The sequence below is a fragment of the Microbispora hainanensis genome (assembly GCF_006874475.1).
Lineage (GTDB): Bacteria > Actinomycetota > Actinomycetes > Streptosporangiales > Streptosporangiaceae > Microbispora > Microbispora hainanensis.
On the sequence record NZ_VIRM01000031.1, the window covers coordinates 17095 to 43041 of the forward strand.

The window sequence follows — 25947 nt, forward strand, 5'->3', positions numbered from 1 at the left end:
TCCTAGCCCCTGCTGCCGGCGGCGGCGCGCAGCCGCTCGATGCGTTCCGCGTCGTATCCGAGCACCTCGCCCAGGACGTACGCGGCGTCCTCGTCGCGCCGGGGAGCGCGCATGTGGGTGCGTTTCCCCGCACCCACCCGCAGCGGGCTCGCGACCTGCCGCACGGTGCCGAAATAGGGGTGCTCGGTCTCGACGACCATGCCCCTGGCGACGGTGTGCGGATCCTTCAGGGCCTGCGCCACGGTGTTCACCGGCCCGCACGGCACCCCGGCCGCCCGCAGCAGGCCCAGCCAGTGCTCGCTCGTGCCGGTGGCGAACACCGCCTCCAGCTCGGCGACCAGCGCCTCGGCGTTCTCCCGCCGGGCGGCGAAGTCCCGATATCGGGGGTCGTCCGGCCACTCCGGGTGCCCGAGGACCTCGGCGAGCCGGCGGAAGAACTTCTCCTTCGGGCAGGCGACCACCAGCCAGCCGTCTCCCGTCGGGAAGGCCTGGAAGGGCACGAGCGACGGGTGGGCGGAGTGGTGGGTGCGCCGGGGCTCGAAGTCGCCGTTGAGCCGCCAGGCGGCCGGATAGGTCAGCATCGAGATCGCCGTGTCGAACAGGCTGACGTCGCAGTCGGCGCCGACGCCGTCGCGCCGCGCGGCGTGCAGCGCGGCCAGGATGGACGCCGCCGCGACCAGCCCGCCCGAGTAGTCCACGAGCGACAGCCCCGACTTGGTGGGCGGTCCGTCGGGCTCGCCGGTGAGGTCCATCCAGCCGGCCATGCCCTGCAGCACGTAGTCGTACCCGGGCTCGGTGCTGCGCGGCCCGGTCATGCCGAACCCGCTGAGCGAGCTGCACACGATCGCCGGGTTGAGATGCTTGAGGTCGTCGTAGCGGATCCGCAGCTTGGCCGGGACGTCCCCCCGCAGGTTCGAGTGCACCACGTCGCTGACCCTGACCAGGTCCTCGAACACGGCGCGGCCCTCCGGCGTGGAGATGTCGAGGCTGAGGCTGCGCTTGTTGCGGTTGAACGTCTCGAAGAACAGGCTGTCCTCGCCGTGCTGCTCGGGAACGACGTATCTCCCGATGTCACCGCCGGTCGACGGGTCCTCGATCTTGATGACCTCGGCTCCCAGGTCCGCCAGGTGCACGCTGCCGAACGGTCCCGCGCCGTACTGCTCGATGGCGATGATCCTGACGTCCTCCAGCGGCATCACGGCAGGACCGGCTTTCCGCGTGCCGCGGCGATCGCCGCCACCCGTGCCATCTCGTTTCCCACGATCATCAGTCCCTCGTCCACTCCCATGCCGGGCTTGGCCAGCACCTGTCCCGCGCCGCAGGCCATGGCGACGTTGGCGCTGACCTGCGCCGAGCGGTCCGTCTCGTTGCACGTGCCGCCGCAGTACGCGACGAGCCCGCGGTCGCGCACCAGCAGCAGCGCCTCGATCGTGTTGCCGATGCCGCCGAGGTCCGGTGTCTTGACGTGGATCACGTCGGCCGCGCCCCGGCCGACGAACATCTCGATGTCCTCCAGGGTGTTGCACCACTCGTCCACGGAGATCTTCACCCGTGCGTCCATCCGCCGCAGGGCGGACCGCAGCCGGACGTACGTCTCGATCTGCGCCTCCCGGTTCCCGGCGTCGATGGGGTGCTCGACCACCAGCTCGTACGGGACCGCGATCTCCCCGAGACGGGCGAGATAGGCGGCGACCGCGTCGACGTCGCCGTCGAAGGCGAGGCCCACGGTGCCGTAGGTGTCGATGTGCAGCCTGGGCGTGTACGCGCTGTCCGGGCGCAGCTCCCCGATCCTCTTCACCAGCCACCGCAGGTAGTCCTCGAGGATCTCGCCGCCCCGGCCCAGCTTGGTGTCGACGTTGTTGATCAGGCCGTGCGGAAGGACGTCCACCCGTTTGAGGATCATCTTCTCCGCGTTGGCGTACCGGTCGTCGCCGGTCTGCGCGAACATCGGCACCGGTCGCAGATCGACGCCGGTGGCGTACTCGTCCCGGACGACCTCGGCCATGGTGAGCCGCCGGCTCTGCGCGACGGCGTCGAGCACCGCCTGCGTCACGCCGTAGCGGATGGCCGTGTGCAGCGGGCCTGAGGCCGTACGGCACGCGTCCACCCGCCCGGCCAGCTCGCGGAACGAGCCGAGCTCCGCGCCGGTCAGCATCGGGACGAGGTGCTCCTCGACGTCCCGGCGGGCCGCCTCGGCGCTGAACAGCGGGTCGCGGCCACCGGCGCCGCTGTACTGCACCGCCGCGCAGTCGCCGTAGGCGACCGAGCCGTCTTCGAGGAACAGCATCACCGACAGCGCCTCGCCCGCCTGCCGTACGGCGGAGAACCCGGGCGTGACCGGGTCGCCCGCGTAGGTGAAGCCGTCGTGCTCCGCACCTGCCCTGATCGCCGCCTGGTCGTCGGCGAAGAAGCCGGCCCGCACCGGCTGCGCGAGCACCTTGACGATCTTCATTCGACCAGCCCCCGGCACAGCAGCACGACGGTGATGAACGTCTGGTAGATCCACAGCGGGTCGTCTCCGACGATGACCGCCGACAGGTCCCCGGTCCGCTCGACTCCGGCGATCCTGGCGGCCAGCTCGCAGTAGTCGCTGCTGCGGAAGGAGATGCCGAGCGTGACCGGCAGCTCGAAGGACGGCGGCGCCGCGCCCGCCAGGTGCTCGACGGCCTCGTGCGCCCGCTCGCGGATCAGGTCCCGCGCGGCCTCCGGGTGCAACGCCTCGGCGGAGAAGCGGGACACCGACCGCTTGACGACCGCGGCCTTGATCCCCGGGCAGAACCGCTCGGTCTCCTCGGCGGTCGTCGCGTCACCGGTGACCAGCACGATCGGCACCTGGTGCGCGGCCGCCACGAGCGCGTTGATGCCCGCCTCACCGGCGACGACGCCGTTGATCTTCACCTCGGCGAACGCCGACGGGAAGTAGGTGTGCGACAGGACCGAGCCCCTGCTGCCCATCGATCCGTGATAGGAGACCAGGAAGATCGCGTCGAAGGTGGAGTCGAGCCCCTGCATCATGTACATCGGCTTGTAGCGGCCGGACAGATAGCCGGCGCGTCCGGCGAGCGCGTCCGGTTTCAGGTTCGCCATCTTCGAGTGCGCGTCGTTCACCAGGAACTCCGTGGCGCCCGCCCGCATCGCGCCCTCGATGGCGGCGTTGATCTCCCCCGTCAGCAGCTCGGTGTAGTACGGATACTGCGAACCGCCGATGACGCACTGGTCCCAGTCCACCACGCCGGCGGTCCCCTCCATGTCGGAGGAGATGAAGATTTTCACGACAGCACGCTCCTCGGGCGGGACTCCGGACCGGTCGAGCTCTCGGTCATCACCACGTAGTACGAGCCGGCCTGTCCCGCCGCCGCACCGTGCCGGCCGTCCGGCGTGAGGGCGAGACAGCGCAGCTCGGCACGGAACTCGTCGGGCAGGGTGGCCGCGTCGGCGAGCATCGCCAGGCACGCCTCCGAGGGGTCGAGCCCGCGCGCGAGGTCCGCGACGATGCCCCGGGCGCCGAGGACCCGCATGCTCAGCTCTCCCCGGCCGGTGCAGGCGGCCCCTCCGTACCGCGCGTCGGCGTAGTTTCCCGCGCCGGGAACGGCGGAGTCCCCGATACGCCCCGGGTATTTCCAGGGGTAGCCGCTGGTGGACACGCCCACGACGAGCTCGCCCGAGGCGTCGAGGGCGATGATGTTGATGGTCCCCCAGGGCCCGTCGTGCGGGGCGAAGCGGTTGACGAGTTCGAGCGCGGTCCGGCGGTACAGCTCGTCACCGGCCTGCGCCGCGGTCCGCTCGCCTTCGACGGACTCGTCCGAGGGCTGGAGCGCCGACACGAACAGCTTCTTGGACTCCTCGGTCAGCAGCTCCGCGCGGGCGAATCCGTTCTCCTCGGCGAACAGCTCGGCGCCCTCGCCGACGAGGAGGCTGTGCTGCGGCAGCCGCTCCAGGACGGCCCGGGCGATGGAGACGGGGTTGGGAAACCCCTTCACCGCGCCGACGGCGCCGAAGGCCCTGGTCGAGCCGACCATCACCGACGCGTCGAGCTCCACCACGCCCCGGGCGTTCGGCAGCCCGCCGGTCCCGACGTAGTGGTCGTCCAGGTTGTCCTCGCACCTGCGCAGACCGGCCTCGACCGCGTCCAGCGCCGAGCCGCCGCGGGCGAGTATCTCCATGGCGGCGGGCAGACCTGCCTCGCTCCGCTCGCTGCCGATGACGATCGGACCGCTCACGCGATCACTCCTTCGGGGTGGTGGGACAGGTGCACGCAGGCGGCGTGCCTGGCCGGGTCACGGGGATCGGCGAGCAGCGGCGGCTCGTCGGCGCACGCGGCGACGACGGACGGGCACCGGTCCGCGAAGCGGCAGGGGCGGGTGCCGTCGCGCTCGGCCGACCGCGCGACCTCCTCCCGCATGGGACCGAGGTCGCCGGTCTTGTCCTCCTCCGCCTCCACCGGGCCGTGCGCGCCGACCAGGCGGGGCACCGAGCCGATGAGCAGCCGGGTGTACGGATGCGCCGGGTCGTCGAACAGGGTGTCGGTGACCCCGGTTTCGACGATGCGGCCCCGGTACATCACGGCGGTGCGTTCGCAGATCTGCCGTACGACAGCCATGTTGTGCGAGACGAAGATGACCGACAGGTGGAGCGTCTCCTTGAGGTCGGCCAGCAAATTGATGATGGTGGCCTGGACCGACACGTCGAGGGCGGAGACCGGTTCGTCCGCCACCAGCACGGACGGCTCCAGCGCCAGCGCCCGCGCGATGCCGACGCGCTGCCGCTGCCCGCCCGAGAACTGACGCGGGCGCTGGCCCAGAGCGCTTTCCGGCAGGCCGACCAGGTGCATCAGCTCGCGGTTGCGCTCGTCCACCTTGTTGCGCGGGACCAGCTTGTGATACCTGAGCAGCTCCGAGAGCATCTGCCCGACCGTCATCCGCGGGTTCAGCGAGCTGTAGGGGTCCTGGAAGACCATCTGGATCGCGCGCTGCTGCGCCCGGGTGCGTCTCTCCGGAAGGACCTCGCCCTGGTAGCTGATCGTGCCCGCCGTGGGGCGGTAGAGGCCGACGATGGTGCGCGCGAGGGTCGACTTGCCGCAGCCCGACTCGCCGACGAGGCCCAGCGTCTCCCCCTTGCGCAGCACCAGGTCCACGCCGTCGACGGCGCGGTTCACCACCGGCTTCTTCCGGAAGAGCCGGTCGGTCACCGACACGGGAGGAGTGAAGTGCCGGGCCAGGCCCTCGATCGAGAGAATCTCGTCAGCCTCCGTCACCGCGTGCTCCCCGCTTCCTGCTCGGCCATCGCATTCCACCGCTCCGCCGTGTCCACGCGCCGGCAGGCGCTCCGTCTCCCCGGTCCGGCGGGCACCGGCTCCGGCTCGCCCTCCCGGCAGGCATCCTCGGCGAACGGGCATCGGGGGGCGAAGGAGCAGCCGGTCAGAGGCTGAGTAAGGTCCGGCGGCCGGCCGTGGATGGTCAGCAGCCGGGCCACCCGCCGGTCCGGGTCGGGCACCGACCGCAGCAGGGAGAAGGTGTACGGATGCCGGGGCTCGGTCACCAGATCGACCAGGTCGCCCGACTCGACCACCTTGCCCGCGTACATGACGTACAGCCGCGAGCAGGTCTGGCTGACCACGGCCAGGTCGTGGCTGACCAGCAGCAGGCTGACGTTCTCCTCCTGCTTGAGCTGCCGCAGGACGCCGAGCACCTGGGCCTGGATCGTCACGTCCAGGGCCGTGGTCGGCTCGTCGGCGAGGATGAGCCGGGGCTTGGTCGACAGCGCGATCGCGATGCAGACACGCTGGCGCATCCCGCCGGACAGCTGGTGCGGATACAGCTCGTAGCGACGCTCGGGATCGGCTATCCCGACCTCTCTCATGAGGTCGACGGCGATCGCCCTGGCCTCGCCGCGCGACTTGCCGAGCCTGCGCAGGGGCGCCTCGGCGATCTGGTCGCCCACGCGCATGACCGGGTTCAGCGCCGTCAGCGAGTCCTGGAAGATCATGCTCATCGTGTCGGACAGCCGGCTCCGCAGTTGCTTGGCAGGCAGCCCGGTGACGTCCTCGCCGTCGATGAGGATGGTTCCCGAGACGATCCGCGCCGGGCGGGGCAGCAGCCCGAGCAGCGCGCGCAGGGTGAGGCTCTTGCCCGAGCCCGACTCGCCGACCAGCCCCACCGACTCGGCCGCGCCCACCGTGAGGGACACGCCGCGGACCGCGTGCAGCCGCGCGTGCGGCATGGGGATGTCGACGTGCAGGTCGTGCACTTCGAGCAGCGGAGGGGTCATTGGTTCGCCTTCTCCACGATGCCGTCCGCGATCAGCGCAAGTGCGAGTCCCGTGACGACGACGGCCAGGCCCGGGATCGTGGACATGTACCACTTGGTCAAGAGGAACTGCTGACCTTCCTGGATCATGGTTCCCCAGTCGGGGGTCGGCGGCGGCACGCCGAGGCCGAGGAAGCCGAGGGTCACGATCGCCAGCAGGGTGAGCACGATGTCGCTCATCGAGAAGATGATCGCCTGCAGGACGACGTTCGGCAGCAGGTGCCGGAGCAGGATCCGCCATGTCGGCAGGCCGCTGGCCCGCGCCGCCATGGCGTACTCCTGCTCCTTGGCGACGAGGACCTGACCGCGGACGATGCGGCAGTACGCCACCCATCCGACCAGGGTCACCGCGACGTAGATGCTGGTCGTCCCCGGCCCCATCGCGAACACCAGCGCGATGACCAGGACCAGGAACGGGAACGCGATCACCATGTCCACGATCCGGCCGATGACGGCGTCCACCCATCCGCCGAACCATCCCGCGATCAGCCCGATCAGGCTGCCGATGATCAGCGGCGAGATGACCGCCACCACGCCGACCCGCAGGTCGACCCGGGCTCCGTAGAGCAGCCGGGCCAGCACGTCGCGCCCGAGCGCGTCGGTGCCGAGCAGGTGGCCCGGCGCGCCGGGGTCGAGGAATGCGGCCTGGAGGTTCTGCTTGATCGGGTCCTGGCTCGTCAGCAGGGGCGCGCAGAGCGCGAGGGCGACGATCAGGCCGAACAGGATCAGCCCGGCGACGAGCGGCGCGTTCCACCGCCCACGCCGCCGGCGGCGGCCGGAACCCGCCGGCGCGGCGGGGGCCGCGGAAGTGATCGCGCTCATGCGAGCTGAACCCGGGGATCGAGGGCGGAGTGGGCCACGTCGGTCAACAGGTTCACGACCACGACCATGATCGCGAAGACCAGAGTGATTCCCTGCACGGTGGGGAAGTCCCTTCCGAAGATGGAATTGATCATCTGCTGCCCGATGCCGGGGAGCGAGAAGACCCGTTCGACCACCAGCGTCGATCCCGTGAGATAGGCGATGTTGACGCCCAGGACGGTGACGGACGAGACGGCGGCGTTGCGCAGGGCGTGTCCGAGCACCACCCTCGCGGTGCTGATCCCCTTGCTGTGCGCCGTCACGATGTAGTCGCTGCTCAGCACCTCGATCATGCTGGCGCGCAGGCTGCGGATCACGATCGGCGCGAGCGTCAGGGCGACCGTGATGCCGGGCAGCACGATGCCGCGCACGTGTTCGGCCAGGCTCTGGCCGTATCCCCCGACCGGGAACCAGCCCAGCTTCAGCCCGAAGACCACGATGAGCGCGATGCCCAGCAGGAACGCCGGCAGCCCCAGGCCCACGACCGGCACCGCCCGGATGATGTTGTCGGCGATCCCGTTGCGCCGCGCCGCGGCCAGGACGGCCAGCGGCACGGCGATCAGCAGCGTGAAGAAGGTGCCCGAGACCAGCAGCCAGATCGTCACCGGCAGGCTGGTCGCGATCAGCCCGAGGACCGAGCTGTTGTACACGTAGGAGAATCCGAGGTTGCCCTGCAGCAGGTGGCCCAGGAACGTCAGATACTGGCTCAGCAGTGGCTTCTCGAGCCCCATCTGGTCGCGCAGTTCCTTGACCGCCTGCGGCGTGGCGTGCACCCCGAGCAGGGTCGCCGCCGGGTCTCCCGGGATCAGCCGGATCAGGAAGAAGACGATGAACGAGATCCCGAGCAGCACCGGGATCAGCGACACCACCCGTTTCAGGATGTAGACGACATATCTCATCGTTGCTCTCGCTCCAGGTTCTCAGTCCGCATCGGCCCGGCTCAGAGCGAGACGTCTTCCATGTGGTACGACCCGGTCGGCAGCACCTTGAAGCCCTGCACGCTGCTCGCCGTCGCGTACGGGAAGGGCGTGTAGAACAGGAACGCGAGGAACGCGGATTCGGCGGCCTTCTGCTGGAGCTCGCTGTACAGGGCCTGGCGCTTGGTCTTGTCGAACTCCTTCTGCGCCTTGTGGACCAGATCGATGAGCTCCGGGTCGTCGAAGCCGGTGTCGAAGGAGTGCCCGCCGGACGTGGGATCGAGTGCGAACTGCGCCAGCTCGTCGGGGTCGGCCAGGTCCATCGTCCAGTAGGAGTGCGCGATCTCGTAGTCCAGCTTGCCGGTCATGTCGTGCTGCGCGCTCGGGTCCACGTTCTGGATGTTCATCGTGATGCCCAGCTCCTTCAGCGACTCCTGCAGGACCTGCGCGATCGCCGCGTCCACCGCGTCGCCCGACATGGCGAGCCACGTCGTGGTGAAGCCGTTCGGCACGCTCGACTGGGCCATCTCCTCCTTGGCCTTGTTCATGTCGTACTGGATGCCGGGGCAGTTCTTGTCGTAGAACGGCGTGGACGGCATCAGGAACGAGTTCGCCGGGGTGCCGTTGCCGAACAGGATGGTCTTGATCAGCGCCTCCCGGTCGATGGCATACGAGATGGCGCGGCGCACATGAACGTCGTCGTACGGCTTCTTGTGCTGGTTCATCATGATGTAGTCCGTCCGGGTGGACGGGAACAGGTCGACCTTCACGTTGGGCGTGTTCTTGAGCTGGTCGAGGCTGGAGAACGGCGGGCTCTCGTTGATGTGCGCCTGCCCGCCCTGCAGCTGGATCGCGCGGGCGTTGCTGTCCGCGACCACCTTCCAGGTGACCGAGTCGAGGTACGGCTTGCCCGCCTGCCAGTAGGAGGGGTTCTTCTTCAGCGTGAGGGCACTGCCCTTCTGCCAGGTGCCCCACACGAACGGGCCGGTCCCGATCGGGCTGGCGTAGAACTCGTCCTTGCTCTTGCCCGCGTAGTCCTTGGGGATGATCCCGTTGTTCGGGCAGCTCAGGTCGGCGAGCAGCGGCGCCCACGGATACTTGGTGGTCACCACGACGGTGTAGTCGTCCGGCGTGGTCACCTCCTTGATCGCGGAGTTGATGAACTCCCAGCCGCCCTTGGTCTTGCTCGACTCGTCGATGGAGAACTTCACGTCCGCCGAGGTCATCGGCTGGCCGTTGTGGAACTTGACGTCCTTCCTGAGCTTCAGGGTGCACGACTTGTTGTCGGGCGACATCTCGTAGCTCTCCGCGAGCCAGGGCCTCACCCCCTGGCCGTCGTCCGTCATGGCCACCAGCGGCTCGTAGATCTGCGCGTAGGTCCAGATCGAGGCGTTGCTGAACACCATCGTCTTGTCCATGTTGACCGCGTCGTGGTCGCGGACGATGACCAGGTCGCCGCCCTTCTTGGCCGCGCCGGACGCGGCGCCGGACGAGGCGCCGGTGGAGGTGTCCGACGACGATCCGCAGGCTGCCAGCAACGGCGCGGACGCGAACGCCCCGAGGCCGAGCGCGCCGAGGTAGAGCATCCGGCGCCGGCTGATATCAGGTCCCCTGAGGCCGGCGAATATCTGCGAGGCCGATGGGATCGATGCGTCAGTGCTGTGGTCAGACATGCCTATCCTTCACGAGATGTCGCGGCGCTGCGCGGGGGTCGCTGTCGACCGAGAAGAGGCCTCAGCAACGGCCTTGGAGGATCCGATGGAGGATCAGATCGGTCTGCGACGAAGTATTGGAGCATGACGACGTTTCGTAAAGGTTACGGCGTCGATCAACTGTCATACGTAAGGTCGCCGTCCCGACTTCACCAGCAGATGAAGACTAGAGCATTCAAATCGGTTCAGGTAGTGTCCAACGGCAAAGCCCCCCAATCACTCCCAAACCAGGCGGCTTCTCATGCAACTGACGATCATCGGCGCGGGCGCGATCGGCGGCACGATCGGTGCGCACATGATCCGAGCCGGCCACGACGTGCTCCTGTGCGACGCCGACCCCGCGCACGTCGAGGCGATCAATCGCGACGGCCTGACCATCGAGGGGCCCGTCGAGAACTTCACGGTGAAGGCGCGGGCGGTCACCCCCGATGGCCTGCCGGAACGCCTGCACCACGTCGCGATCGCGGTCAAAAGCCATCACACCGACCAGGCCGCGCAGCTCGTGCGCGATCGGCTCGATCCCGACGGCTACCTGGTCAGCTTCCAGAACGGCCTGACCGCCGACCGGCTCTCCGCCGTCGTCGGCGCCCACCGGCTCATCGTGAGCTTCGTGAACTTCGGCGCGGACGTCCTCGGCCCGGGCCGGATCATGCAGGGCAACATCGGCACCTTCCGGGTCGGCGAGCCGGCCGGCGGCGAGATCACCCCGCGGGTCCGCGAGCTCGTCGAGGCCCTGCCGTACGCCGAAGCCACCGGCAACATCATGGGCTTCCTCTGGGGCAAGGAGGCCTACGGCGCGATGCTCTACGCGGGCGCCGTCTCCGACCTGTCCATCGCCGACTCCCTCGAGGCGCCCGAGTGGCGGCCCCTCATGCTCGGCATCGCCAGGGAGGTGCTCGCGCAGGCGCCGGTGAAGCCCGAGGGATTCGACGGCTTCGACCCCGACGACCTCGAAGGCTCGCTCGACCGGCTCGTCACGTTCAACCGCAACAGCGCGAAATCCCACAGCGGCATCTACCGCGACCTGATGGTCCGCAAGCGCAAGACCGAGGTCGACGACCTGCTGCACGACCTGTCAGGGCCGCTGACGACCTTCACCGGTCAGCTGATCAAGGCGATCGAGCGGGGCGAGCGCACCTGCGAGGTCGCGAACCTCCGCCTGCTCGCGGCGTACGAACGGGCCGAACGGCTCGGCCGGCCGCTCGACGCCGTGGTCACGCTGTTCCCCGCGCCGCCGCGCGCGCCCGAGGGGCCCCTGCACGGCGTGCCGGTCGCCGTCAAGGACATGATCGACATCGCCGGGCACCCACGCGGCAACGGCAATCCCGGGTCGATGCGCGCCGAGCCGGCCGCCGACGACGCCCCGGTCGTCCAGGCGCTGCGCGCGGCCGGCGCGGACGTCTTCGCGGCGACCTCGCTGCTGGAGTACGCGGCCGGCGCGGTCCACCCGGAGGTGCGGGAGGCGATGAACCCCTACAACCCCGGGCGGACGGCCGGCGGGTCCAGCGGAGGATCGGCCGCCCTGGTCGGCGCCGGCGTATGCCCGGTGGCGCTGGGCACCGACACGGGCGGCTCCATCCGGATCCCGGCCCACTACTGCGCCACGGTCGGATTCAAGCCCAGCTACGGCGCGCTGCCACTCGACGGCGCCGAGGCGCTCGCCCCCACACTCGACCACGTGGGGCTGCTCGCCGACGACGTCGCGACCACGACCACGGTCTTCTCGGCTCTCACCGGCGACCGTCCCCTGACCCGATCCGGTGCCGATATCCGGGTGGGCGTGCTCCCCGGCCTGCTGGAGCGCGCCGAGGTCCAGCCGGACGTGGCCGCCGCGGTCAGGGCGGCGCTCGACACCCTCCGCGACGCCGGCTACTCCGTCGCCGAGGTGGACGGCTCGGTCTTCGAGGAGCTCGACGCGACGTTCCCGCACATCCTGCTGTACGAGGCGTGGCAGGTGCACGGGGCGCGGGCGAGCGCGGATCCCGGCCACTACGGGCCGGAGACCCTGCGGCTGCTGCGTGCCGGCTCCGAGGTGAGCGAGGCCGACTATCGGAAGGCCCTCGCCGTACGGGAGCGGCTGCTGCCCGCCGCGACCGAGGTCTACGCGGGCGTCGACGTCCTGCTGACCCCCGCCGCGCCCTTCGTCGCGCCCGTCACCACGCCTCCCGTGGACACGCCGGAGGGGGCCGCGGAGGGCCTGTTCACCGGCATCCACAACCTCACCGGAGCCCCGGCGCTGGTGCTGCCCTGCGGCTGGAGCGCCGACGGCCTCCCGATCGGACTCCAGCTGTCGTCGCCGCCGGGCACCGACATGGAACTGCTGGCCGTGGCCGCCCACGTGGAGTCGACACTCGCCGTGGACGTCCGCAGGCCCGCCTTCAACTGATCCGACCGACCCCACGAAGGAAATCCCCTTGCGCGCCGCCCTCTACATGTCCGCCGGCCACGTCGTCGTCGAGGACGTGCCCGACCCCGTGTTGTCCGAGCCGGCCGACGCCGTCGTACGTGTCCTGCGCGCCGCCGTCTGCGGCTCGGACCTGTGGTCCTATCGGGGCGTCATCACCCGTGCCGAGCGGTCCCGGCTGGGTCACGAGTTCATCGGCGTCGTGGAGGAGGTGGGCGGCGAGGTCCGCACCGTCCGCCCCGGCGACCTGGTCGTCGCGCCCTTCACGTGGTCCGACAACACTTGCCCCGCCTGCCTGGACGGAATCCAGTCCTCGTGCGAGAGGGGCGGCACCTTCGCCTCGGCGGGCGCCGACGGCGGCCAGGGCCAGGCGGTGCGGGTGCCGTGGGCCGACGGAACGCTGGTGAAGGTGCCCGGCGGCCTGGCCGGTGCCGACGAGTCCCTGTATCCCGCGCTGCTGGCGGCCTCCGACGTGATGGGCACCGGTCTGCACGGAGCCGTCATGGCGGGTGTCTCCGAGGGGTCCACGGTGGCCGTCATCGGCGACGGAGCCGTCGGGCTGTGCGCGGTGCTGGGGGCGAAGGCCGTCCTCGGGGCCGAGCGGATCTTCCTGATGAGCCGCCACCCGGACCGCGCCGCCGTCGGCAAGTTCTTCGGGGCGACCGACGTCATCGCCGAGCGGGGCGAGGAAGGCATCGCCGCCGTACGCGAGCGGACCGGCGGCCTCGGGGTGCGGCATGTGGTCGAGGCGGTCGGCACGCCGGAGTCCTGGGCCATGGCGGTCGGCATGGCCAGGGACGGCGGTGCCATCGGCGCGGTGGGCGTGCCGCACACGGCGCCGACGCTGCCGCTGTTCCAGCCGCTCGTCCACAATCTGAGCCTGAACCTCGGGATCGCGCCCGTACGCCGGTATCTCCCCGACCTGGTCGCGCGCATCACGGCCGGGACCCTGGATCCCGGCCCGGTGTTCGACACCGTCCTCCCGCTGGAGAACGTGGCGCAGGGGTACGCAGCGATGGCCTCCCGGGAGGCGATCAAGATCATGCTCACCACGGACGACCCCGCGCCGGCGTTCTCATAGCCGGCCTCCCGGCCGTAGCCGGCCGAGCACTGCCGCCTCGGCACGCGGGGGCGCACTCTCCACTTCTGCTGCGGCCGCATCAAGTTCTGTTCATTCCTGGGGAAAGTCGTTAACCTCATGGCCATCGGTCCTACGGGTCCGAGCCGCATCTTCCCCGCCCAGGGGCCGTACCTCGTGGAGAGCAGAAGTGACGATGGCGCGCTGGTTGGGCCGGTTGCTTCTGCTGATCATCTCCGGCGTGCTGGCGATGACCGCCCTGGCGACGCCTGCTTCGGCCCATGGCCAGCTCGCGATGTCGACACCGGCCAAGGACGGCACGGTGCGCGAGCCGCTGGAGTCCCTCTCCCTCTACTTCACCGAGGCGCCCGCCCCGAACGCGTATTTCGCGGTCACCGCCCCCAGCGGGGCACGGGTCGACCGGCCCTGGACGCACGGCCGGCCGAAGCGCCTCGACAAGCCGGTCCAGGAGTACAACCTCGTCGACGGTTTCTGGGAACCGACCGTGTACAACACCGGATTCCCGGCGGAGGTCCCCGTCGCCTACTGGCCGGAACGGGGCGAGTACGTCGTCCGGTATCTGTCGATCGCCTCCGACGGAGAGCCGGTGCGGGGAGAGCTGCGGTTCACCTACAAGGGCAGGACCTCGGAGCCGCCCAGGGGCTGGCAGGCCCCGGACAACGAGCCCGACCCCGGCCTGCTCGACTCCGACGAGCACGGGAGCGGCACCCAGGCCCCCGCGCCGTCGACGAACGGCAGCCCGGCGGCGATGGGCCCGGCGGCGCCCCAGGCCGGCGGCAGCCCGGCCGCCGTTTCCGGAACCGGCGGTAGCCCGGCCACGGTGGCCGCGACGGGCAGCGCTGCCGCGCGGGCGGCGCAACCGGCCGACTCCGTGTTGTCGGTATGGCTGGTGCCCGCGGTCCTCGTCGCCGGAGCGGGCGCCCTGGTGGTGCGGGCCGCGCGGAGGCCTGTGCCCACCACCACGGCGGCCCGGCGGCCTTCCGGCCGCCCGCAGGCCAGGAAACCCGCACGCGCCCCGGCGTCACGTACTCCACCGCGCTCCACGTCCGCCAAGCGACGCTGACTCGTCCCACCCCCCTCAGGAGAACCCCCCATGACGATCGCCCCTGCGCGCCTGCGCCCGTTGCTCGCCGCGCTCACGCTCGGCGTGGCCCTGCTGATGGCCACCTCGGCCTGCGCCGGGTCGGATGCCGCCCCCGCCCAGTCGGCCGCTCCGGTATCCGTCGAGTCCGCTGCCCCGGCACCTGCCGAGTCGGCTCCCGCCGCCCCCGGCGACCCGGCCGCAGCCGCCCCCGCCGACCCGGCCGTGAAGGAGATCACCGTCACCGTCGCCGGTCGGAAGGTCACACCGCCGCCGGGCCGGATCGAGGTGGCCAAGGGCCAGACGGTGCGGATCACGGTCACCGGGGACGCCGCCGACGAGGCGCATCTGCACGGGTACGACAAGGAGGCCGAGCTTCAGCCCGGCACCCCGGCGAGCATCGAGTTCGTCGCCGATCAGACCGGCCTGTTCGAGATGGAAACCCACGAGTCGGGACTGCAGCTGTTCCAGCTCGTCGTGCGTTAGGCCGCCGGGATGCTGCTGGCTCACGGCGTCGGCGGCCGGCAGGACCTGCCGATCCCGTTCTCGGCCGCGCTGACCGGTGCGGCCCTCGCGTTGCTCGTGTCGTTCGTGGCACTCGGCGCGCTGTGGAAACAACCGCGCCTTGATGCCGCCCTCACCGCTGCCCGCTCGGTGCCCGCCGCCCTGCAGACGGCGGTGACCTCGCCGGCCTGGCGGTGGGGCTGGCGGATCGCCGGGCTCGTCGCCGCGGCGTACTTCTGCATCGGGCTGATCTTCGGGCCCGATCGGGCCGACAATCCCACGGCCGGGGCGTTCTACGTCCTGTTCTGGGTCGGCCTGGTGCCGCTGTCGCTGCTGTTCGGCCCGGTGTGGCGCGGTCTGAACCCGCTGCGGACGCTGCACCTGCTGGCCTGCAAGGGGCTCGGACGCGACCCTGAGCTCGGCCTGCGGCCACTGCCCGCCGGCGTCGGATACTGGCCCGCCTGCGCCGGGCTGTTCGCCTTCGTCTGGCTGGAACTGGTCGCCCCCGAGCGGGCCACCCTGCCGGTCATCGGCGCCTGGCTCGCGGCCTACGCCGTGCTCATGCTCGCCGGAGCGGTGGTCTTCGGCTCCCGGTGGTTCGGCCACGCCGATCCGTTCGAGGTCTACAGCGACCTCGTGGGCAGGCTCGCCCCGGCGGCCCGACGCGGCGACGGCGTCGTGGTCTGGCGCAACTCCCTCGACGGCATGGCCGGGCTGCGACCGGCACCGGGACTGACGACACTGGTGGTCGTGCTCCTGGGCTCCACCATGTACGACAGCCTGTCCAACGCCCCGGTATGGGTGCGCTTCATGCAGGAAAGCTCGGTGCCGGCCCCGGTCACGGGCACCGCGGGCCTGGTCGCCGTCATCGCTGTGGTGCTCGCGGCGTACCGGGCCGCGACGGCGCTCGCCGGCCGATGGGGCGCGGCCCGGCCCGGCACCACGGCGGGAGAGACGGCCCACTCGATCGTGCCGATCGCCGTCGGATACGTGGTGGCCCACTACTACACCCTGTTCCTCCTGGAAGGGCAGCGGACCATCGCCCTGCTGTCCGACCCTCTGGACACCGGCGCAGACTGGCTCGGCACCGCGGGGTGGACCATCCAGGCGCTCGGCACCACCCCGGCCGGAGTCGCCACCCTCCAGGTCACGGTCATCGTCATCGGTCACGTGCTGGGCACCGTCCTGGCCCATGACCGCGCACTGGCCCTGTTCCCCCGCCGCACCGCCGTGCTCGGGCAGATTCCCCTGCTCGTGCTGATGGTCGTCTACACCGTCGTGGGGCTGCTTCTCCTGTTCGCCGCCTGAGCCGGGCCGGTCCTCTTGCAGGGCCGGCGGCTCGGTGCGCGGGCACCGCCGTAGCTTTCAATCGAACTCGAAACGATTCGACGAGGTCGGGCCGACCATCGGGTCGCACGAGTCAACGGGAAGGGCCGTCCTGCGACCGAATCCCCAGGACCTGCGCGACCACAAGGCCCACGGCGTCACATGACGGCTGCGTGGCGAAGGCATATCACGGACATTTCCAGCTCTTGACCCTTCCGTCCGCACGCGCTTATGGTCTTGTCGAATCGATTCGGCGAACCGATTCGACCCGGCCGCAGCCCGACGGGAAAGGCGCATGGTCACACCCTCTGCGAGCACGCAGGATCGTGCCGCACGCCGTTCTCGCCTCCACACTCGCGCTGACCACGATCCCGTGGCCGCGATGCGGGCCGGCCCGTCCGCGAAAGAAGGAATGAATGTCAGCTCATCCGAAACGCATGGTCGCACTCAGACATCCCGGCGGAACGGCTGCGGCACCCGGTCAGGGCCGGGGCCTGAACGGCAGAAAGGGACTCGCCGTCCTCGGGACACTGGTCGCCGCCGCCGCCTTCCTGGTCAGCGTCCAGCAGCCCGCCGCGGCGGACCCGGACGCCGGCTCCGCCGGCGTGAAACAGCTGAGCGTCGACCTGTCCGCAAAGACGAAGCCGTCCAAAGGGGTGGGCCTCGGCATTCTCTATGGCATCACGCAGGACGGGTTACAACCGGCCGACGAATACCTCGAACCGCTGACGCTCAATGCCTACCGCAGCGGCGGCTGGTATGCGGGCGGCTGGATCAAGGACAAGTACACCTTCGGACCGGGCACCCAGGCCAACATCGACGCGGTCATCGCCGAGGCGAAGCGTTTACAGCGCCCGCCCCGTCACAAGTTCGAATACCAGGTCCTGCTCAGTGACGTGTTCGGCTCGACCGGCGGGGCTCCGGCGAACACGCTGTGGCCGTGCACCGGCGGCGACTGCAGCAACTGGATCGAGTTCATCGACGCGACCGTGACCAAGCTCCAGGCTTCCGGCCAGAAGTTCACCTACGAGATCTGGAACGAGCCCGATCTCGGCATCTTCTGGAGACCGGGCGTCAACACGGAACAGTACTTCCAGATGTGGGACAGCGCCTATCGCGAGATCCGGCGCATCGCCCCGGCCGCGACGATCGCCGGCCCGTCGTTCGCCTACACCCCTGAGCGACGTCCCGACGAATGGCAGGCCTTCCTGGCCCACGTCAAGGCCGCGAACACCGTCCCGGACGAGATCACCAACCACGACGAGGGGACCGTCGACGACCCGGTCACCGTCGGCACGTCCCTGTCGGACGCGCTCGACGCCAACGGGATCGCCCAGCGGCCCCTCTCGGCCAACGAGTACCAGCCCGCGGATCGGCAGACCGCCGGAGACACCGCCTGGTACAACGCCCGGCTGGCGCAGTCGAACTACGCCAACGCCATGCGCGGAAACTGGAGCTGCTGCGTCATTCCGAACCTGACCGGGCTGCTCACCAAGATCCCGAGCGGATGGGCGCCCAACGGGAACTGGTGGGTGATGCGCACGTACGCCGACATGACGGGGACACTGGTCTCCACCTCCGAACAAGTCGGATCGACCGCGATCTCCGCGTCCGCGGACCCCGCGAAGAAGCGCGCGGTGGCGCTGCTCGGTGACATTCAGGGCGCATACGCCGGGCCGACGGCCGTGACGTTCACGGGGCTGTCCTCGACGCCGTGGCTGGTCCGCGGCGGTCTCGTGCACGCCACTGTCTACAGGATCCCTGACCAGGCCCCCCTGTACACGCGCCAGGCCGTCTTCAGCCAGGACGTCAAGGTCGACAACGGCGCCATCACGGTGCCGTTCGACTTCGCGTCGCGGCACGACGCCTACGCCGTCTATCTGTCCTGGACCGAACCACAGGCGATCTCTCTCGACGCCCCGGCCGCCGTGCGGCCCGGGAGCACCTACACCGTCCCGGTGACGTTCACCAACGGCGGCGGGCAGACGGATCGCGACGTCCGGACGAGTCTCGCCGCCTACACCCCGGACGGCAAGCCGGCCCCGGGGATCACCATCACCTGCGCCGACGGTCACGCGCCGGCGTGCCCGGGCGTGCCCAAGCTGGACTCCGGTCAGAGCACCGTCGTGCGGTACACGATGACGACCTCTGCCGATCTCCCCAAAGACAACTACCGGTTCACGGCGGCCGCCACGGCGAAGTCCGAAGGCCAGGACATCTCCGTGAAGAACTCTGCCGACGCGTTGTTGCAATGTGAGGTCGGGGACGTCTGCGAGGCCGAGGACGGAGCTCTGGCCGGCGGAGCATGCCTGGCCACGGACCATCCCGGGTATACGGGATCGGGCTTCGTCGCATGCTTCACCTCACGGGGGCCCAGCGTGACTCAGCGGATCGTCGCCCAGGATGCGGGCACATACTCGCTGGACCTCCGCTACTCGGCCGGCCCCGACGGCCCGGCCGGCACCCGGAGCGCATCGGTGTCGGTCAACGGCGGAGCTCCCCGGCAAATCCTGCTTCCGCTCACCGGGAGCTGGAACACCTGGGCCGACGCGACCATTCCGGTGCAGCTGGCGGCGGGCGTCAACACGATCAGCGTCGCCTACGGTTCCGCTGACGCCGGGTGGTTCAACCTCGACCACTTGGTGGCCGCCAAGTAGCACAGTGACGCGTTCTCCGTCGCATACTCAGGCAGCCCCATCCGGCAACCGGCTACGCCGGTGGCGGATGGGGCTGCCGCCTGCTGCGCCGGAACGGGCGGCTCCCGTCAAGGCGTGGCTGGCGACTCCGATACCCGTGGTGGTGCAGGGAGCTCGTCGTCGGATGAAAGGCCCGTCACTGGCTCCGCTCCGGAGTCAGCACGTGCCGGGTCCGGTCCCCGGTCCAGGCCGCTTCGAGGATCGCGGTCAGGCTGGCGGTGTCGGCCGGGCCCGGATGGTTCTGGATCAACCGGGTGACGCCGCCGGCCATCTCCGCGAAGCGCGGGAGGTCGGCGCGTGCCACGCCGATGTCCGCCAGGGTGGCAGGGATGCCGATGTCGGCGAGGAGCCCGTCGAGCCAGGTGAGGAACATGTCCGCGGCCTCGGCGTCCGAGGCGCCGGTCACGTCGAGCCCGCACACCCCGGCGAGGGTGGCCAGCCGGTCGGCGATGGCGTCCTTGGCCGCGTCCAGCGCGTACGGCAGCAGCAGCCCGACGCCCAGGCCGTGCGGCGTGTGGGTGGCCGCGCCGATGGGGTACTGGAGTGCGTGCGGAGCCGCGGTGCCCGCGTGGGCGAAGGCGAGCCCGGCCAGCATCGACCCGTAGGACATGTCCGCGCGCGCGTCCTTGTCGCCTCCGTCCTTGACCACACGGGGCAGGCTGCGGGCGATCCGCTTCGCGGCCAGGAGCGCGTAGTGATCGGTGACCGCGTTGCGGCCGAGGAAGACCTGCTCCACCGGGTCGCGCGGTCCGTGGGGCCGGGGTCGCGCGGTGTAGCTCTCCACCGCGTGACAGAACGCGTCGATGCCGGAGTGGGCGCTGACGGTCGCCGGGCAGCTGTAGGTGAGCTCGGGATCGACGATGGCGAAGTCGGGCACGATGTGGACGCTGGAGACCCCCACCTTCAGCTCGCGGTCCGGGTCGGTCAGCACCGAGACGGGCGTGAGCTCGGAGCCGGTGCCCGACGTCGTCGGCACCGCGACGAGAGGGATCGTCGGACCCGGCACCTTCGACTCGCCGTAGTAGTCGCGCGGCGTCCCGCCGTGGCGCCGGATGACACCGACGATCTTGGCAAGGTCGATCACCGTGCCACCCCCGATGGCGAGGATCACGTCGGCGTCCACCTCCGCGGCGGCCGAGACGGCCAGGGCGACGTCGGCGAGCGGCACGTCCGGAGTCGCGTCGGCGAACACCCCGGCGGCCGCGACCTTCTCCCGCACGGCGGCCACGATCCCGGCCACGCCCGGCTGCTCCAGAAGAACCCGGTCGGTCACGATGAGGACGCGCGAGCCGCACTCGGCCACCACTCGTGGGATGTTCTGCGCGACCCCTTCGCCCACGATCAGCTGGCGTGGTCCGCGGACGGTCTCAAGCATGTAAGGGCCTCTCTGGAACGTCGGCGGTGATGTGCTGGGCGGACGTCCGGGTCACCTGCGAGACCGGGACGGCGTCGCCGAGGGCGGGAGGAGTCGCGGGAGGAGTCAAGGTCGCGGCCAGCACCTCGATCATGAGCCCGAGGACGTGGCGTTCGGCAGGTCGATCGCCGCGTAGGTGACATCGAGGTACTCGAGGATGCCCTCGTGCGACCCCTCCTTGCCGATCCCGGACTGCTTCACCCCGCCGAACGGAGCCGACGGGTCCGAGATCAGGCCGCGGTTGATGCCGATCATCCCCGTCTCCAGCCCCTCCGCGAACCGGAGCGCCCGCTGGAGGTCGCGGGTGAAGACGTATCCGACCAGGCCGTGCTCGGTGTCGTTGGCCTTCGCCATCACCTCGTCGTCGGACGTGAACGAGATGATCGGCGCCACCGGGCCGAAGATCTCCTCCCCCAGCATCCGCGCGTCTCCGGGCACGTCGGCGAGGACCGTGGGCGGGTAGAAGTGGCCCGGCCCGTCCGGACGCTCGCCGCCCACCAGGACACGGGCGCCGCGCTCGACCGCGTCGGCGACAAGCTCGTGGATCTTGGCGACCGAGACGTCGTCGATCAACGGCCCGACGTCCACGCCGTCGTCGAGACCATGGCCCACCGACAGCGCGCCCATCCGCTTGGCGAAGCGCGCCGTGAACTCCTCGCGCACCGGCTCCTCGACGTAGATCCGGTTGGCCGCGATGCAGGACTCCCCGATGTTGCGCATCTTGGCCACCATGGCGCCGTCGACCGCGACGTCCAGGTCGGCGTCGGCGCACACGATCAAGGCCGCGTTGCCGCCCAGCTCCATGGAGGTGCGCAGCACGTTGTCCGCCGCCTGCCGGAGCAGCACGCGCCCGACCTCGGTCGATCCGGTGAACGAAAGCTTGCGGGTCCGGCGGTCGGCCAGCAGCGCGGAGACCACCTTGCCGGAACGCTTCGTCGTCACGATGTTGACGACGCCCGGGGGAACGCCGACCTCCTCCATGATGCGGGCCAGCAGCAGCATCGTGAGCGGCGTCTGGGCGGCCGGCTTGGTGATCGTCGTGCAGCCCGCCGCAAGCGCGGGAGCGATCTTGCGGGCGCCCATGGCCAGCGGAAAGTTCCAGGGCGTCACGAAGACGCACGGTCCGACCGGCTTCGGCACGGTGAGGATGCGATATCCACCACCGGGGGCGGTGTTGTAGCGTCCCTCGACGCGCACCGCCTCCTCGGCGAACCAGCGGAAGAACTCGGCGCCGTAGGCCACCTCCGCCCGGGCCTCGGCGAGCGGCTTGCCCATCTCGAGCGTTATCAGCCGGGCGACCTCCTCGGATCGCTCGGTCAGCGCCCGGTATGTCGCGGTCAGCAACTCCGACCGCTTCCGCGGCGGGGTCGCCGCCCACTCCGCCATCGCCGCGCTCGCCGCGTCCAGCGCCGCGAGCCCGTCGTCGACGTCGGCGTCCGCCACCTCGGCGATGGTCTTTCCGGTGGCCGGGTCCTCGACGGCGAAGGTCGCTCCGCCGGCGGCGTCGCGCCATGCGTCGCCGATCCGGAGCCGCCGGTGCTCGGGGGCCAGGACGTTCATCGGGTCACTCACTGCGTCGCCTCCTGTGATGTTCTTGGTGATGTCCGGCGTGACCTCGCCGCCCTGCGCGGTTACCTCCCGGCATCGGACAACGACAGCCCGGTGCCCGCGTCGAACACGTGCGCACGGTCCAGGTCGACCGTGACCTGCAGCCGCTCGCCCGGCACACCGGTGACGGTGGGCCGGGCCTTGACCTTGAGGATCTCCGTCCCCACGCGGACGTCGACCACCGTCCGGTCACCGAGCGGCTCGAGCCCGTAGAGCTCCCCCGGCAGCGACGCGTCCCCGCGCTGCTCGATGGACAGGTTCTCCGCGCGCAGGCCCAGCAGCAGCGGACGGCCGTCCTCGGCTTCGGCCCAGCGGGGCCGCGGCAGCGTCCAGCCCTCACCGACCAGCTGATCTCCCTCGGCGCGGCAGGCGAGCAGGCTGATCTGCGGGCTCCCGACGAATCCCGCGACCCACTGGTTGGCCGGACGCTCGTACACCTCGGCCGGCGTCCCGACCTGCTGCACCTTCCCCTCCTTGAGGACCGCGACGTAGTCGGCCATCGACAGGGCCTCGACCTGGTCGTTGGTCACGTAGATGAAGGTCGCTCCGAGGCTCCGGTGGATGCGGGTGAGCTCGGTGCGCATCTCGACGCGGAGCTTGAGGTCGAGGTTCGTCAGCGGCTCGTCCATGAGGAACGCGCGCGGGCTGCGGACCAGCGCCCGGGCCAGGGCGACACGCTGCATCTCACCGCCCGACATCTGCGCGGGACGACGCTGCAGCAGACGTTCGATGTGCAGCAGGCTCGACATCCGCTCGACGGCGGCGGCGATCTCGCTCGAGGAACAGCGGCGTGCCCGCAGCGGCGAAGCGATGTTCTCGTACGCCGTGAGTTTCGGATAGAGGGCGTAGCTCTGGAACACCATGGCCAGGTCGCGATCGGCAGGGGCGTCGCCGGTCGCGTCCCTCCCGTCCAGATGCACCGACCCGGCGTCGAGCTTCTCAAGGCCGGCGATCGCCCGCAGGGTCGTCGTCTTGCCCGCCCCGGAGGGCCCGAGCACGACGAAGAACGAGCCGTCCGGCACGTCCAGCGTCACCCCGTCCAGTGCCTGGACCTTGCCGAAGGACTTGCGCAGCCCGTGCGCTGCCACGGTTCCCATCAGGCCACCAGCTCTTCCGTGCTCACGTCGTAGACCGGCGGGGGCCCGCCGGTGTGCCGCAGACCGACCGGTGCGTCTGCGGCGAAACGGACGGTCGGCGGCATCCGGACCCGCACCTCGTGCTCGCCGCCGTGGTCGACCACGTAGATGATCTCGTCGCCCAGCCACTCCGCCGAGACCACGCGGGCCGGGGCCGAACCTTCCGCCCCCGGTTCTGTGACCTCCAGCGCCTCCGGCCGGACGCCTGCGACAAGGTGACGGTCGCGCGGCAGGCCCGGCGGTGGCGTGAGGACCAGACCGCCCTTGCTGCGCAGCTTCCCGTCGGCCACCTCCACCTCGATGAGGTTCATCGGCGGGGAGCCGATGAACGCGGCGCAGAACAGACTCGCCGGGCGGTCGTAGACCTCCAGCGGCGTGCCGATCTGCTCGACGCGGCCCTTGTTGAGGATGGCGATTCTGTGGCCGAGCGACATCGCCTCGACCTGGTCGTGGGTGACGTAGACCATCGTCGTCCCCAGCTCTCCCTGCAGGTGCTTGATCTCCGTGCGCATGTCCGCCCTCAGCTCCGCGTCCAGATTGGTGAGGGGTTCGTCCATGAGGAACGCGCGCGGTCGCCGCACCAGGGCGCGAGCGAGCGCGACGCGCTGCTGCTCCCCGCCGGACAGCCGGTGCGGTCGCCGGTCCAGGAGCGGGCCGAGCCGCATCAGCCGGGCGGCCTCGTCGACCCGCTCGCGCACCTCCGCCTTGGGCAGTCCCTCGGCCCGAAGCGGGAACGCCAGGTTGTCGCGGGTTCTCAGGTGCGGATAGAGAGCGTAGAACTGGAACACCATGGCGATGTCGCGCTCGGCGGGCGGCAGGTCGTTGACCAGCGTGTCGCCGATGCGGATGTCACCCGTCGTCTGCCTCTCCAGGCCGGCGATGGCCCGCAGCGTGGTCGTCTTGCCGCACCCCGAAGGGCCGAGCATCACGAACAGCTCGCCGTCGCCGATGGACAGGTCCACGTGCTCGACCGCGACGGTCCCGTCCGGATACCGCTTGTGCAGGGCGGTCACCTCGATGCCCGCCATCAGCGTCGCACCGCCCCGAGCGTCACACCGGCGACGAGGTGCTTGCGCACCAGGTAGGCGAAGACGAGCACCGGCAGGGCGAACACCACGGAGGAGGCGGCCACGAGACCCCAGTCCACGGTGGTTCCGCCGATGAGGCCGGCGATGGCGGGCGGAGCCGTCCGCACGCTGTCGCTGGAGGTGAGGAAGATGGCGAACACGAATTCGTTCCACGAGAAGATGAGTGCGAACACCGCCGTCGCGGCGATGCCGGGCAGGAGCAGGGGAAGGGTGAACCGCCGGAACGCCTGCAGGCGGGTGTAGCCGTCGAGCATGGCGGCGTCCTCATACTCCGCGGGCACCTCGTCGACGAACCCCTTCATCATCCAGATCGTGAACGGGACGTTGAACGCGGCGTAGATGAGGATCAGGCCCAGCTTGGAGTCGATGAGCCCGACCTGGCGGTACATGAGGAAGATCGGGATCACCACCACCACGGGCGGCATGAAGCGGGTGGACAGGATGAAGAACAGCTGGTCCTTCTTGGCCTTCACGGCGAAGCGTGAGTAGGCCCAGGCCGCCGGGACCCCCAGCACGGTGGCCAGCGCCGTGGAGACCCCGGCGACCACGACGGAGTTGAGGAACGCGACGGACAAGGTCGAACGGCCGCCGCCGGAGGCGACGAACACGTCCTTGAAATGGTCCAGGGTGACCGTGAAGCCGAAGAACTTCGCCGGGATGGCGTAGACGTCCCGGTTCTCCTTGATGGACGTCTCGATCATCCACAGCACCGGGAAGAGCATCACGACGGCCAGCACGGCCAGCAGCGCGACCTCCAGCACGGAGCGGCCGCGGAGGCCGAAGCGGCGCGCGGGGGGCGTGTGATCCTGTACAGGACTCGTGGACACGGCCTCGTCGACGGACACGGCCATCAGTCCTCCTTGAGCTTGTTCAAGTAACGCAGGTAGAGCTGCGTAAGGACGATGACGACGAGGACCATGAGGATCCCGTACGCCGAGGCGGTTCCGGTGTTGAAGCCCAGGAACGCGACCTTGTAGACGTGGAACGACAACGTCTCGGTGGAGACCCCCGGCCCTCCGCTGGTGAGGATGTAGACGAGGTCGAACAGCCGGAACGCCTCGATGGCCCGGAACAACACGGCGATAAGGAGGAGCGGCCACACCAGCGGAAGCGTGATGGTGCGGAACCGGAACCACTCGGACGCCCGGTCGATCGAGGCGGCCTCGTACAGGTACTTGGGGACCGCGGTGAGGCCCGCGAGCGCGATGAGCATGATGAACGGCGTCCACTGCCAGGTGTCGACCACGATCAGGGAGAACAACGCCGTCTGCTGCCGGGTGAGCCACTCCACCTGCCCCAGGCCGAGCGAGCCGAGCATGCTGTTGATCACGCCGAACTGCGCGTCGAGCATGAACCGCCAGAACAACCCGACCACGACCGGCGACAGCATCATCGGAACCAGGAACAGGGTGGTCAGCAGTCCTCGCCCGTGCGTACGCCGTGAGATCAGGTAGGCGATGGTGAAGCCGAGCACGGTCTGCAGGGCGACGGCGCCGATCACGTAGATCAACGTCGTCAGGGCCCTCAGGTGGACCTGCGCCGAAGCCAGGATGGCGGTGTAGTTCTCGAACCAGACGAAATTGGCCGGCCCCCCGCGGGTGGCCGAGTAGTCGGTGAAAGACAGGTACAACGCCCACAGCAACGGAAACACCGACATCGCGAGCAACAGCAGCAGCGCCGGGGAGATGAAGACCACGGCGAGCCATCGGTCGCTCAAGCGGCGGGACCGCCCCCGCGCAGGCGGCGTCGTGGACGCCGCCTGCCCGGGGTGGTCGGTAGTCAGGGAGGCGGAGTCA

General features: G+C 70.2%; 21 protein-coding genes. 6 read left to right on the top strand and 15 right to left on the bottom strand.

The annotated features are described in order from the left end of the window. Positions 1 to 2: 2 nt before the first annotated feature. Genes FLX08_RS23685 through FLX08_RS23725 form a run of 9 tightly spaced genes read right to left on the bottom strand, consistent with a single transcriptional unit; the run spans position 3 to position 9669 of the window. A complete protein-coding gene (locus tag FLX08_RS23685) occupies positions 3 to 1196 on the bottom strand; it encodes a CaiB/BaiF CoA transferase family protein (protein WP_244312847.1) in 1194 nt (397 codons plus the stop codon). Next, the gene (locus FLX08_RS23690) at positions 1196 to 2452 is read right to left on the bottom strand and encodes a methylaspartate ammonia-lyase (protein WP_142621449.1); all 1257 of its coding nucleotides are present in this window, start codon (positions 2450 to 2452) and stop codon (positions 1196 to 1198) included. Before FLX08_RS23690 ends, FLX08_RS23685 begins: the two co-directional genes overlap by 1 nt. Beyond that, positions 2449 to 3273 (bottom strand): M55 family metallopeptidase, encoded by an 825-nt coding sequence (locus FLX08_RS23695; RefSeq protein ID WP_142621451.1) that lies wholly within the window; start codon positions 3271 to 3273, stop codon positions 2449 to 2451. The genes FLX08_RS23690 and FLX08_RS23695 overlap by 4 nt, the downstream gene beginning before the upstream one ends. Then, positions 3270 to 4220 carry a glycosylasparaginase gene (locus tag FLX08_RS23700; protein WP_142621453.1) on the bottom strand — a complete coding sequence of 317 codons (951 nt, stop codon included), beginning with the start codon at positions 4218 to 4220 and terminating at the stop codon, positions 3270 to 3272. Before FLX08_RS23700 ends, FLX08_RS23695 begins: the two co-directional genes overlap by 4 nt. Then, the gene (locus tag FLX08_RS23705; protein WP_167530543.1) at positions 4217 to 5254 is read right to left on the bottom strand and encodes an oligopeptide/dipeptide ABC transporter ATP-binding protein; all 1038 of its coding nucleotides are present in this window, start codon (positions 5252 to 5254) and stop codon (positions 4217 to 4219) included. The genes FLX08_RS23700 and FLX08_RS23705 overlap by 4 nt, the downstream gene beginning before the upstream one ends. Continuing rightward, a complete protein-coding gene (locus FLX08_RS23710) occupies positions 5251 to 6267 on the bottom strand; it encodes an ABC transporter ATP-binding protein (RefSeq protein WP_167530547.1) in 1017 nt (338 codons plus the stop codon). The genes FLX08_RS23705 and FLX08_RS23710 overlap by 4 nt, the downstream gene beginning before the upstream one ends. Continuing rightward, positions 6264 to 7127, bottom strand: coding sequence for an ABC transporter permease (locus tag FLX08_RS23715; RefSeq protein WP_142621456.1), 864 nt, complete (start codon positions 7125 to 7127; stop codon positions 6264 to 6266). The genes FLX08_RS23710 and FLX08_RS23715 overlap by 4 nt, the downstream gene beginning before the upstream one ends. Continuing rightward, the gene (locus FLX08_RS23720) at positions 7124 to 8065 is read right to left on the bottom strand and encodes an ABC transporter permease (RefSeq protein WP_142621458.1); all 942 of its coding nucleotides are present in this window, start codon (positions 8063 to 8065) and stop codon (positions 7124 to 7126) included. The genes FLX08_RS23715 and FLX08_RS23720 overlap by 4 nt, the downstream gene beginning before the upstream one ends. A gap of 41 nt (positions 8066 to 8106) precedes the next feature. Beyond that, positions 8107 to 9669, bottom strand: coding sequence for an ABC transporter substrate-binding protein (locus FLX08_RS23725; RefSeq protein ID WP_167530548.1), 1563 nt, complete (start codon positions 9667 to 9669; stop codon positions 8107 to 8109). Positions 9670 to 10036: 367 nt separating this feature from the next. On the opposite strand from FLX08_RS23725, the gene FLX08_RS23730 reads away from it, so the two are divergent. The 6 genes from FLX08_RS23730 to FLX08_RS23755 all read left to right on the top strand — a co-directional run bounded on the left by FLX08_RS23730 (position 10037) and on the right by FLX08_RS23755 (position 18866). Then, positions 10037 to 12181, top strand: coding sequence for an amidase family protein (locus FLX08_RS23730; protein ID WP_142621462.1), 2145 nt, complete (start codon positions 10037 to 10039; stop codon positions 12179 to 12181). A gap of 28 nt (positions 12182 to 12209) precedes the next feature. Next, positions 12210 to 13280, top strand: coding sequence for a zinc-binding dehydrogenase (locus FLX08_RS23735; RefSeq protein ID WP_244312848.1), 1071 nt, complete (start codon positions 12210 to 12212; stop codon positions 13278 to 13280). A gap of 193 nt (positions 13281 to 13473) precedes the next feature. Beyond that, positions 13474 to 14361: a copper resistance protein CopC gene (locus FLX08_RS23740; protein WP_142621464.1), complete on the top strand. Its 888-nt coding sequence runs from the start codon at positions 13474 to 13476 to the stop codon at positions 14359 to 14361. A gap of 30 nt (positions 14362 to 14391) precedes the next feature. Next, positions 14392 to 14865, top strand: coding sequence for a cupredoxin domain-containing protein (locus FLX08_RS23745; protein WP_142621466.1), 474 nt, complete (start codon positions 14392 to 14394; stop codon positions 14863 to 14865). A 9-nt stretch (positions 14866 to 14874) separates the two neighbouring features. Next, entirely contained in the window at positions 14875 to 16191 is a 1317-nt protein-coding gene (locus FLX08_RS23750) for a hypothetical protein (RefSeq protein WP_142621468.1), read from the top strand. A gap of 455 nt (positions 16192 to 16646) precedes the next feature. Continuing rightward, complete coding sequence (locus FLX08_RS23755; RefSeq protein WP_142621469.1) at positions 16647 to 18866, top strand: CBM35 domain-containing protein; 2220 nt, start codon at positions 16647 to 16649, stop codon at positions 18864 to 18866. Positions 18867 to 19041: 175 nt separating this feature from the next. On the opposite strand, the gene FLX08_RS23760 is transcribed toward FLX08_RS23755, so the two are convergent. From FLX08_RS23760 to FLX08_RS23785, 6 genes are all read right to left on the bottom strand, one after another. Then, positions 19042 to 20280 (bottom strand): iron-containing alcohol dehydrogenase, encoded by a 1239-nt coding sequence (locus FLX08_RS23760; protein ID WP_142621470.1) that lies wholly within the window; start codon positions 20278 to 20280, stop codon positions 19042 to 19044. Positions 20281 to 20409: 129 nt separating this feature from the next. After that, positions 20410 to 21891 (bottom strand): NAD-dependent succinate-semialdehyde dehydrogenase, encoded by a 1482-nt coding sequence (locus tag FLX08_RS23765; RefSeq protein WP_142621472.1) that lies wholly within the window; start codon positions 21889 to 21891, stop codon positions 20410 to 20412. A 59-nt stretch (positions 21892 to 21950) separates the two neighbouring features. Then, on the bottom strand, positions 21951 to 23024 hold the full coding sequence (locus FLX08_RS23770; RefSeq protein WP_142621474.1) for an ABC transporter ATP-binding protein: 1074 nt from the start codon (positions 23022 to 23024) through the stop codon (positions 21951 to 21953). Continuing rightward, positions 23024 to 24091 (bottom strand): ABC transporter ATP-binding protein, encoded by a 1068-nt coding sequence (locus FLX08_RS23775; RefSeq protein ID WP_142621476.1) that lies wholly within the window; start codon positions 24089 to 24091, stop codon positions 23024 to 23026. The genes FLX08_RS23770 and FLX08_RS23775 overlap by 1 nt, the downstream gene beginning before the upstream one ends. Next, entirely contained in the window at positions 24091 to 25002 is a 912-nt protein-coding gene (locus tag FLX08_RS23780; RefSeq protein WP_142621478.1) for a carbohydrate ABC transporter permease, read from the bottom strand. Before FLX08_RS23780 ends, FLX08_RS23775 begins: the two co-directional genes overlap by 1 nt. After that, positions 25002 to 25868 (bottom strand): carbohydrate ABC transporter permease, encoded by an 867-nt coding sequence (locus FLX08_RS23785; protein WP_208761619.1) that lies wholly within the window; start codon positions 25866 to 25868, stop codon positions 25002 to 25004. Before FLX08_RS23785 ends, FLX08_RS23780 begins: the two co-directional genes overlap by 1 nt. Positions 25869 to 25947: the final 79 nt, after the last annotated feature.

Excerpts from the sequence above, each read along its gene's own strand:
- FLX08_RS23755 (WP_142621469.1), top strand. The coding sequence starts at position 16,647 with ATGGTCGCACTCAGACATCCCGGCGGAACGGCTGCGGCACCCGGTCAG.
- FLX08_RS23715 (WP_142621456.1), bottom strand. The coding sequence starts at position 7,127 with ATGAGCGCGATCACTTCCGCGGCCCCCGCCGCGCCGGCGGGTTCCGGC.
- FLX08_RS23720 (WP_142621458.1), bottom strand. The coding sequence starts at position 8,065 with ATGAGATATGTCGTCTACATCCTGAAACGGGTGGTGTCGCTGATCCCG.
- FLX08_RS23690 (WP_142621449.1), bottom strand. The coding sequence starts at position 2,452 with ATGAAGATCGTCAAGGTGCTCGCGCAGCCGGTGCGGGCCGGCTTCTTC.
- FLX08_RS23760 (WP_142621470.1), bottom strand. The coding sequence starts at position 20,280 with ATGCTTGAGACCGTCCGCGGACCACGCCAGCTGATCGTGGGCGAAGGG.
- FLX08_RS23710 (WP_167530547.1), bottom strand. The coding sequence starts at position 6,267 with ATGACCCCTCCGCTGCTCGAAGTGCACGACCTGCACGTCGACATCCCC.
- FLX08_RS23750 (WP_142621468.1), top strand. The coding sequence starts at position 14,875 with ATGCTGCTGGCTCACGGCGTCGGCGGCCGGCAGGACCTGCCGATCCCG.
- FLX08_RS23770 (WP_142621474.1), bottom strand. The coding sequence starts at position 23,024 with ATGGGAACCGTGGCAGCGCACGGGCTGCGCAAGTCCTTCGGCAAGGTC.
- FLX08_RS23730 (WP_142621462.1), top strand. The coding sequence starts at position 10,037 with ATGCAACTGACGATCATCGGCGCGGGCGCGATCGGCGGCACGATCGGT.
- FLX08_RS23780 (WP_142621478.1), bottom strand. The coding sequence starts at position 25,002 with ATGGCCGTGTCCGTCGACGAGGCCGTGTCCACGAGTCCTGTACAGGAT.
- FLX08_RS23740 (WP_142621464.1), top strand. The coding sequence starts at position 13,474 with ATGGCGCGCTGGTTGGGCCGGTTGCTTCTGCTGATCATCTCCGGCGTG.
- FLX08_RS23775 (WP_142621476.1), bottom strand. The coding sequence starts at position 24,091 with ATGGCGGGCATCGAGGTGACCGCCCTGCACAAGCGGTATCCGGACGGG.
- FLX08_RS23685 (WP_244312847.1), bottom strand. The coding sequence starts at position 1,196 with ATGCCGCTGGAGGACGTCAGGATCATCGCCATCGAGCAGTACGGCGCG.
- FLX08_RS23745 (WP_142621466.1), top strand. The coding sequence starts at position 14,392 with ATGACGATCGCCCCTGCGCGCCTGCGCCCGTTGCTCGCCGCGCTCACG.
- FLX08_RS23725 (WP_167530548.1), bottom strand. The coding sequence starts at position 9,669 with ATGCTCTACCTCGGCGCGCTCGGCCTCGGGGCGTTCGCGTCCGCGCCG.